This is a genomic window from Algoriphagus pacificus, from assembly GCF_017254845.1.
In the GTDB taxonomy this organism is placed as follows: domain Bacteria; phylum Bacteroidota; class Bacteroidia; order Cytophagales; family Cyclobacteriaceae; genus Algoriphagus; species Algoriphagus pacificus.
Genome location: NZ_JAFKCU010000042.1, coordinates 1 through 300, shown reverse-complemented (window position 1 = coordinate 300; position 300 = coordinate 1). Strand labels below are relative to the sequence as shown.

General features: G+C 43.7%; 1 protein-coding gene. It reads left to right on the top strand.

The window, feature by feature from the left end; translation table 11 throughout:
• A partial coding sequence (locus tag J0A69_RS22510) for a YlcI/YnfO family protein (protein WP_449500911.1) occupies positions 1–200 on the top strand: 200 nt, incomplete at its 5' end.
• Positions 201–300 lie beyond the last annotated feature (100 nt).

Sequence of the window (300 nt, the reverse complement as noted above, 5' to 3'; positions counted from 1 at the left end):
ACCTCATGTCAACGAAGAACAGAACCCGCAGAACAACAACCCGCAACATCCGCTTTCCTAACCAAATGATTGAACAAATTAACATCGCTCTTGAGCAAAAAGGGTCCGGGAATTTCTCAGCCTGGGTCATTGAAGCCTGCCGTCGGAGACTAACGTCAGAAAAGAGAGCATATACATCAATTAAAAGTGATGAAGAATGAACATCCCGCGTTCTTCCCTCCGAACAGGACGATATTGTAAATTCACTTAATTACGAGGGCATTGCAGTAATTGAGTTGCAGTTTTACCACTTTCCTGACA